This window comes from Pantoea sp. SM3 (assembly GCF_000963995.1).
GTDB lineage: Bacteria > Pseudomonadota > Gammaproteobacteria > Enterobacterales > Enterobacteriaceae > Pantoea > Pantoea rwandensis_B.
This window is the reverse complement of the sequence record NZ_JZRD01000044.1, coordinates 1-8,482: the sequence shown is the minus strand read 5'-3', so window position 1 is coordinate 8,482 and position 8,482 is coordinate 1. Positions and strand designations below refer to the sequence as shown.

Sequence of the window (8,482 nt, the reverse complement as noted above, 5' to 3'; positions counted from 1 at the left end):
GTCAATTGCGTCGGAAAGCGTCGGTGCCGGCTGCAGGCGCAGGCTGTTGAGGAAGTTCAGCCAGGCTGCGCTGTAGTCAGAGAAGTAACGGCTGGTGAGCCGCGCTTCCAGCGCTTCGGGTGAGGACGCATCACCGGCGGGCGGCGGTGCATCGCTGAGTACCCAGTCCATCTCCTCACGCCGCTCCCGCGCCACTTTTTCAATGGCGGGTTTAACGCCATCTTCCCAGGCCTGACGGGTGAACATGCCGGGCACCACTTCATCGGTGGTAAACAGGCGACCCGCATCCGTATCGCCGGTCATATCGGCCAGCCGCATATCGGCATACTGTCGGGCGACCTGTGAGAGCACCCGCTGATACTGGCGGGACTCGCTGTTGGTTACCCCCATCTGACGTACCAGCAGGGTGCGCACCTGCCTGACCAGCTCCGGGTCTGCTTTCAGCGCCCATTCGGGGTGAGAGATGAGATTCTCTGCATAGAAAGCCAGCAGCGGACTGCCGGCGCCCTGCCAGTACGCGTTATCCAGACCCTGCCGCTGCACCCAGTTCTGCATCAGCGACTGGCTGAACCAGCTGGGGTCCATACGTTCAGGGCGTGTCAGCATCAGATACAGCCTGAGCTGCGTGTAGGCCTGCTTTGACTGCGTTTCGCGCAGCGGGCTGTCGGGTGCGAGTGCCGCGAACGTATTCAGGCGGCCTAGCAGATGTTCAGCCGCCGCATCACGCAGCAGCGGCAACGCTGCTTCGCCATAGCGCGGCCAAAGCGCCGTTAGCAGCGCTTCATTCTGATTGAGGCCCAGGCGGCTATACCACGGCTCAGCGTGCTCAACCCGGTACTGCAGGCGCTCGATGGTTTTCTGCAGCACAGCCAGTGACGCCAAACGCTGCGGCAGAGGCTGGCGGGCATCAACCACCTGCTCCGTCTGCGCCTGCACTTCATCAATCACGCTGCGGTTGGCCAGAAAGGATACCAGCATACCCGCCCCCCAAAGCACCACTAGCGCGTAGGACACAGCGGCCAGAACAACCGCCCAGGAAAGCCCCGGACGTACCGCGCGCAGATGCGACGGCAGATGTTTAAGCGAAGCCGGTATTGCATCCCAGCGATTATCCCACCCCCAGTGGTGCGGCATGCTGTGTTGCGCGCCAGCTGAAGGCGTGCTGAACACCATGCCAGCCAGCGGCAGCGGACGAAAAGGGTTGTGCAGCGGCGTGAGCAGCGCAGTCAGCGATCCCGGCTCACGTACCAGCTGGTCAGCTAGGCTCAGCAGAAATCGATGTTCCGAACTGCCTGCGGCCTGCTGAATGCCCTGAGTGATAAGCTTTTCAGCCAGTTCGGCGCATAACGCAACGGCATTTCCGGCATCCGGCATCATACAGCCAACCGCCTGCGTCTGGCGTCCCGGCTGCTCGCCCGCGCGTAGATGTAGCGACCAGACGAATAGCGGCAGTCGCCAGCCCAGGGCCTTATAGTGAGCCGCCAGCTCATGAACAGTAGCATCTATTGCAGCGGCGGAAGGCAGCTCGGCTGGAGGCGAACCGTTAACAACGGCGAGGCGATCGGCAGCCGAAGTCACCCAGACCAGCGCATCGGCGGGCCTGCGCCGCAGGCGCTTCAGGGCTATTAGCCAGTTCTGATCGGAATATGAAGCCGTGTCACCTCCCCACAGCAGCAGCGTGCCGCTATCTTCCTGCCAGAGCTGCTCAGGCAGGCCAGGCGTCAGACGCTCCACATCCGCTACGCTACCAGTAATCAGCAGGATACGGATTTTGCGTTTCCAGAAGTGGCCATATTGTGTGCGGAGAACCTGCCTGAGGTGCTCAAGCAAAATATTGTGATTTTGAACAGATGTGCTTTTAGTCTGTTGTAATGGCGAATCATTTTCTAATACCTGTTCAGGCTTATAGGGCTTTTGACCTTCATTGCATAATCTTTTCTGATAGAGATAAAAAATAAAAACTGCCATCATTAAGAAAATAATACTACATCCCCAAATGACCCAAACAGATTCTCTACTCACCCCTAACGCATCTATATTTCTTCTTAAAGTGTAAATCAGAAATGCGCTTACACATTCTAGCGCGACAACAAATATTGCATAGCCAGTCACGCTAAAACCGCATGTGGATTGCTTAGTTTTTTCCATCATAAAATAACATCCCTGTAACCAGACAAATTGAATAAGTGCCATCTCTATTGCCACAAATTAACAATTGCGCTTCTTCAGATTGAATCGCAGCTTCTGTTATTAATGACAACGATGTAGGGAAAGATAGTGGACCAGGAGGTCCAAACGAATGATTGATCACTAAAAAAGGATGTCGGGGAGGAAGCGACCATTTATTTGAGTGGGCATACTGTGCAAGCTCGATCTGAGCTTTTTCTTCAATTCCTGTCAACCATACACATTTGATATCAGAACTTTTAAGATTGTTATATTCAACCAGCACATCCAGAGACTGAGTTAGTGATTCTGAATGCAAAAACCTTCCAACACCCGCTTGTGCATTCAATGAATAGATTTTTATTGTCTCTTTGCTGCATATCAACTTTGCAGAAATAAATTCACTGTACTCAGCTTCACGCGAGTTAGACCAGTCCTGTAAGGTAATAATCAATGTCAACCCTTGGATCTTGCGTGACTCTTTCCCTGAAAAAAAGTCATCAGCGGAGCTTAGAAACGCTGGAATTAGATCCCATTGTCTATACACAGCTTGAGAAACTAATTGGATATCATGATTTTTTGTAGTCAATACGACAATATCATATAAGATGTTTCGATAATCCGAAACCTGATCCTCAATTTCTTTATCCAAAAAATCAAATTTAGCATTGAGCGTGGCAAATTTAGTATGCAACCCTCGCCCTTTCTGGGGGTATGCAGGAATATCAGGAAGAGCACCAGTTAACGCCAGACTTCCTTTTAGTTCAGGACATATAATGACATTCGCTATTATCGGTCTTTGCCACATAGCCCAACGTTGCCATTGAGTCTTAGTATATTGTGTTTGTATATCCCACAATATTGCCACATTCGAAGATTGCTCATACCGAAATAATGCTACTCCTAGAAAACAAAACCAGATTAATAATGAGGGAAGCAGTCCATTGATAAATACATCTAAAAATGTTCGGGCGTGAAACAGAAAGATAGTGATTGATGTGCCAGAGCCTACCAACACAAAAAGAACAGTAAGCCAGAATTTCTTTGATGGAGGGTTCAATACTTTTTTATGTGGGATATTCGGAATCGGCCAATTCATCTTATTTACTCAACCCTTTCGTTTCTAAAACTAATGATTCTACAACCGCACTCACAAACACAGTCATGTACAACCACCTGAACGCCGTTATTAAATAATGTTGGATCGCCTTGCTGAATCTGATTAGTTCCATGTAGTGGACATGAAACCCTATCACCAACTAATGCAACCTGAATTCCTTCAACATACATAGTAGATGAGGCCGTTATTACCTCACCACCATGGGTGGTTGCATCACCCAGACAAGTTAATGCTGGCATAATCTTCACCCTTTAATTAAACAAGAAATAACTGAATGCAAAAAAATGAAAGTGCACTTTCATAACTATGAACCCCTTATAATTATAAAAGCCACAAACATGCCAAAAACATATCCTCCATGCAAAAGACAAGATAACAGACTGTACAGGCCAACACGCCCATCCTTATTCTTTCTAATAACCAAAAACACTATCGACCACAAATAAAAAAGACATGAAAAAAGCATAGATGAGTAATATATGATTATCCTATATATATCGCCGCCCAAAAAAAACGACTCTGAACGGTATACTTCAAAGTCAAAAAACTGCAAGATAACCATTGCAAACGCACCGATAAAAAAAGACACAAAAGGTATTCTCTCGGAAATTGAAGAATCCCGAGAGACTACCATCACTCCTTTTATTTTCATGATTCACCCTCGCAAAAAAAAATAATTTCAACGATTAAGCCATGTGGATCATCAACAAAGCAATGAACTCAAGAGATAAATATCTCAATAGCTTACCCATCATATTGATATTACATCGATAGATTTCGGCTACACCAGGCACTGGAAAGATAAGGAGAGTTTATTTTAACTTCATGAGCTCATTTACTCTCAAAAACGATGACAACTCCATTCGATAAAAACAGAAACATCACCCCAAATAATAAATGATATTAATTCAACACCCATATGAATACCCAAGCTGCTTTCTGTAATACTCAGATAGCTGCTAAATATATCAATCATTCACTCAGTAACTTCTTCAGAAAGCATTATTTCTTAATCGAAAAGAATGAGTTATACGATCCCATATTTCCACTATTTCAGCATTATTGTAAGTCGGCGGGGGCATAGCATGATTATTTAATGTCAGGTCAAGATTGGGGTTTTTGAAGTCCGCTGTTTTCTCATTGGCTATAGCGGTAAACAATAACTGTGCAGAGGCGTCATCAGGCGACGTTTCTGACGGAGCTGTGGCAAGCCATTCACTTGAATCAAACCCGGCAATCTGTGTTTTACCCTTACGCAGTGTCCGGGCATTAATTTGATTCAAATAAGACTCAATTTCACCGCTTCGCTCCAGCATATTGGCGCTTTCTTTTAAGGCATTATTGCTCCAGACTGTAAACGAAAAGACCGGATTATGCGGATAGACAAAGGTAATATCCTCCTTCGCTAGCGCGCTTCCGTCGCGGATAAACCCTTCTGAAATACAGGCCCCCGGCTGTGTCGGGATTTCATCGTCTTTACGTCCGCTCAGGCGAGACATCAGATCTTGGAGCTCTGCAATTTTCTGTGGCTTATCATTGGCCATCCAAGCGGGTCTACCAACCTCTTTGCGTAACCAAAACTCACGTTCTTTGGCAAATTTTTGGTCCGAGTAATCGGTAATGTTCTGAGTGAGAATAAACGCCACTCCGTCTACGTACAGGTGCCCTTCCAGAATGCGCCCAAAACCCGGCACGCTCTCATTTTTATTACGATCAAATATCACCGCATTCTCACTAACCCGGTACACCTGCTTGAGAAAAGGCTGATCCACTTTTCTTACTGTGTGTCCGTTTTGTAGCTCCTGTTCGCGTCTCCGGATACGCTGTTCAAACGCTGGACGGTAGAGCCGTTTGCTGCTGATACTGACCTCATTAATCTGGGCGCTGTCCGTCAGAGTATTTTCAAATGAGGCCGGAACCTCAAACATATAACGCCCTACGCACTGGGCTTTCGTGGTGGCAAAAAGAGTATCGACCATACGTTTTTCCTTGTCCGTTAACGCCGACGGCGTATGCACAAATGTCACATAGTTGTAAATATAGAATCCTGCTGCCAGCAGCACCATCGCCAGAGGGATAAGCAGTTGAAGAAGAAATTTTTTCATGGTGTAGGCACCTGCTGCACGATTTTCACCACCGAGCGGATTGTGAACATCAGGGCATCTGACAGCTCGCGGTCAACCGAACGGGAACGGTCTGCCGGGGCAACGGCATAGGCCCCTTCATGGTTAACATCAGTTGCCAGCACACCTCGAATTCGGGGGGACGTCGTGCGGATAGCCGTAACCGGTACCGTGCCGTCTCCAGGCGTTCCCGCAGAAATCAGCTCATGGGTTCTCAACGAGGATAACTCAAGAGGTTTTCCATCATCCTTCCTCACCCTTTGAGCTTCCTTCACGCGCACAGGAATATTTTCCTTCCACGTCAGGAACTCGTCAGACGGATTGTCCGCACTCGCACCGTAAAACAGCCAGGTCTGCGGATGGTATTTGCCGTTCAACTCTTCAATGAATTCTTTAACTTCCTCATTTATCCTCGTTTCATATTTATTCCACTCATCTTCAGTGTTACCCAGCAGCAAATCCTGCTCACACAGCCGCCACCAAGCCGCTTTATCCAGATAAATCTCCTTATAAGGATCATCCAGTGGCAGGGACTGGCGGGAATTAGCCCCTTCTATTCTCAGCCAGCCCGAACCATAAGTCCTGCTCGGTAAAAGCTGTAACGGACCGGGGGACTGCGCCAGTACCGGCATCAGCTTTTCTGCATTATCCCCGATAATCATCCCGGTAACGCCCCTCTCACCGATTTTCATCCGCCGGTAGGCCGTTGGTGAGCCAAGGTCCGGCATCACCCCGTGCACTATCCCCAGTATATTTTCCTGTCCGTTCATGTTTTCTGAGTAGTGCCGGGCAACCAGTCCCCCCATTGAGTGGGTGACCAGAATGACTTTATTTACCGCCAGACGGCCGTGGTAGTCCCTTAGTACCTTACCGATATACGCGCCCAGCAACATCGCTGAATCCGCATTGGACTGAAGCCAGTTGTAACCAAAAACGTGCACTGGATATAAAAATCTATAACTGTGTGCCGCTTCATCAGCAGTTAAAACCTGTTCTATCGGTTCATCTCCTATTCTTACACCTACAAAACGCTGCCGTGTCGTCTGCATCTGAGCCTCTCTGAAGTAATTGTCCATCAGGATGTCATCATCGTTGAGCAGGTATTGCAGCCGATCTAGTGCCTTCCCATAGCTCTTATAAAATGCACTTCCCCATCCTCTTTCACGTCGGGAGCTGAATTTTATATCTTCCATGGCTTCGTTGAATATTTCGCCACTGTCATCCACAGTAGTAGTCCTCGGATCAAGAAGAAACTTCCTTTTCTCCGCGCTAGCCATCGGCCATTTGCCAAGCGATGTAGCACTGAACTGCCAGACTTCACTATTTTTGTTTTTCAGATTTGACCCCATTACCCCCGGAATAAAAATAACCGGGATCACTTTTTCAGGCGGCGCGAGGCATAGCGCCAAATGTTCTTTTTCTTTTTTTTGGGGAATGATTTGATAATGAAAGCTCCCATTTCCATCCCAGATGGGACGATGGTAAGACCGATTATTTTCGTCCATGCATTAACCTCCAGTTATTAATCGCCATAACAAAAATTATTACTCACCCTGATAATACTTGGCATTAAGTGTTGATAATTAAATAAATCACAGACAGCCCACATTAGAATAAAATTCCACGATATATTTTAAGTAAGTTGGTGGTTTGTTGCCTTGCCTTGCCTTGCCTTGCCTTGCCTTGCCTTGCCTTGCCTTGCCTGATATTCATTAGCATTAATGAATGATGGAGTTTTACTAAGATTTAAATTACCACCTTGAGAGATTCCTCGTCATGTGTTCTTAATTACTTTCACCACCCCCATACAAATACCTTTATATTGTACTGATTGCCCAGTTGCATCATTAGCGATTTTACTGTTGCCATTAATACTTAAAATGCTAATACTTTGCCCTCTAATAGGAGGGTTATAAAACGGCCTAGTCATAATGGGAGTAATTCCGAACTCGGACTGACTCCATGTTTGCGCCATCTCACTGGCACTCTGGCCCCCAAACTTTTGCCACACTGCCGCTCGTTGAATGATTTTATCTGGAGCACCGCACTCAACTTCTCCATTTCCAATCCTCAGATAAGCACCACCACTACCGATTAAAAGAATTTCCTTAGAAGCGCGAATAATTATTTTTCCTTCGCTGCTGCTTATTCTCACATCTTTGAGAGCATCCAAAGTTACTTCATCTCCCTGCGCCTGAATTTCCACTTTACCTTTAGCCGCAAAAATTTTAATTCCTAAACTCTGAGCAAATAAACTAATAACACTTCCAGCGGCGACTCTGAATGCTTTAATAATACTGAAGTCTGCATTACTTCCACTGGTTGCGATCAGATTCTCTCCAGCAGATATTTGCAGACTCTTTGGGGTTGTCTGGGCGATACCGTGAGGAGCAGACATTAATAGAACAGACTGCTTTAGTTCTTTCAAAGCATCATTGAGGAGTGCCTTTTGGCTTTGTAGATCAGCAAGCTCTGCTTTGGCCACTTCAGCCGCACTTCGCAGTGATTCGGTTAAGCGCTGAGCCTGCTGAAGTTCATTTACCGCCGCTTGCATTGCCAACATATTTCCTTCAGCGTGTGACTGCTCATCAGCGCTGATGAAAATTCCAGCCCCGCCGCGAATAGAAATATGTTTATCGGTACGTAACTCTGCACCTTCCCCACGCAACGATCTTGAAGCATCAACGTTATGACCAAGGTTAAGCTGCGTCTTCCCCCCATACTCCGTGCTGAGCTTGATATGCTCCTCACCCCGCTTGTCCTCCATGCGCAACTTGTTCAGGCCAGCCGTGCGGATTACGTTGCGGGTACTGTTTTTCTCAGTAACGTGATCAACATGACGAGAATCATGCAGCGCATGAGCAATGTAGGGCTGGTCCGGGTCCCCCTCACGAAACGCTATGGCCACCTCCGTTCCCTGTATCAGCGGGAAATGGAAGCCGTACCCATCCCCGCCGTAAGGCTTCGCGAGGCGAACGGGCATACTTTCAAGACCGCGATCCTTTCCCTCTTCGTCTGCATCAAACACCACACGGTATAACCCGGATGCATCCTGCCAGGCATAGATGTCGTT

The 8,482-nt window shown here is 47.5% G+C and carries 6 protein-coding genes; all 6 read right to left on the bottom strand.

Annotated features, from left to right (window positions below):
* A partial coding sequence (locus tag VI01_RS21995) for an ImcF-related family protein (RefSeq protein WP_197079615.1) occupies positions 1-1,830 on the bottom strand: 1,830 nt, incomplete at its 3' end.
* 304 nt (positions 1,831-2,134) lie between these two features.
* On the bottom strand, positions 2,135-3,265 hold the full coding sequence (locus VI01_RS21990; RefSeq protein ID WP_156149393.1) for a hypothetical protein: 1,131 nt from the start codon (positions 3,263-3,265) through the stop codon (positions 2,135-2,137).
* A gap of 5 nt (positions 3,266-3,270) precedes the next feature.
* A complete protein-coding gene (locus VI01_RS25085) occupies positions 3,271-3,528 on the bottom strand; it encodes a PAAR domain-containing protein (RefSeq protein WP_369801890.1) in 258 nt (85 codons plus the stop codon).
* A 750-nt stretch (positions 3,529-4,278) separates the two neighbouring features.
* Positions 4,279-5,391, bottom strand: coding sequence for a T6SS immunity protein Tli4 family protein (locus tag VI01_RS21980; protein WP_082082093.1), 1,113 nt, complete (start codon positions 5,389-5,391; stop codon positions 4,279-4,281).
* A complete protein-coding gene (locus VI01_RS21975; RefSeq protein WP_045816626.1) occupies positions 5,388-6,914 on the bottom strand; it encodes a hypothetical protein in 1,527 nt (508 codons plus the stop codon). The genes VI01_RS21980 and VI01_RS21975 overlap by 4 nt, the downstream gene beginning before the upstream one ends.
* Positions 6,915-7,183: 269 nt before the next feature.
* A partial coding sequence (locus tag VI01_RS21970) for a type VI secretion system Vgr family protein (protein WP_045816625.1) occupies positions 7,184-8,482 on the bottom strand: 1,299 nt, incomplete at its 5' end.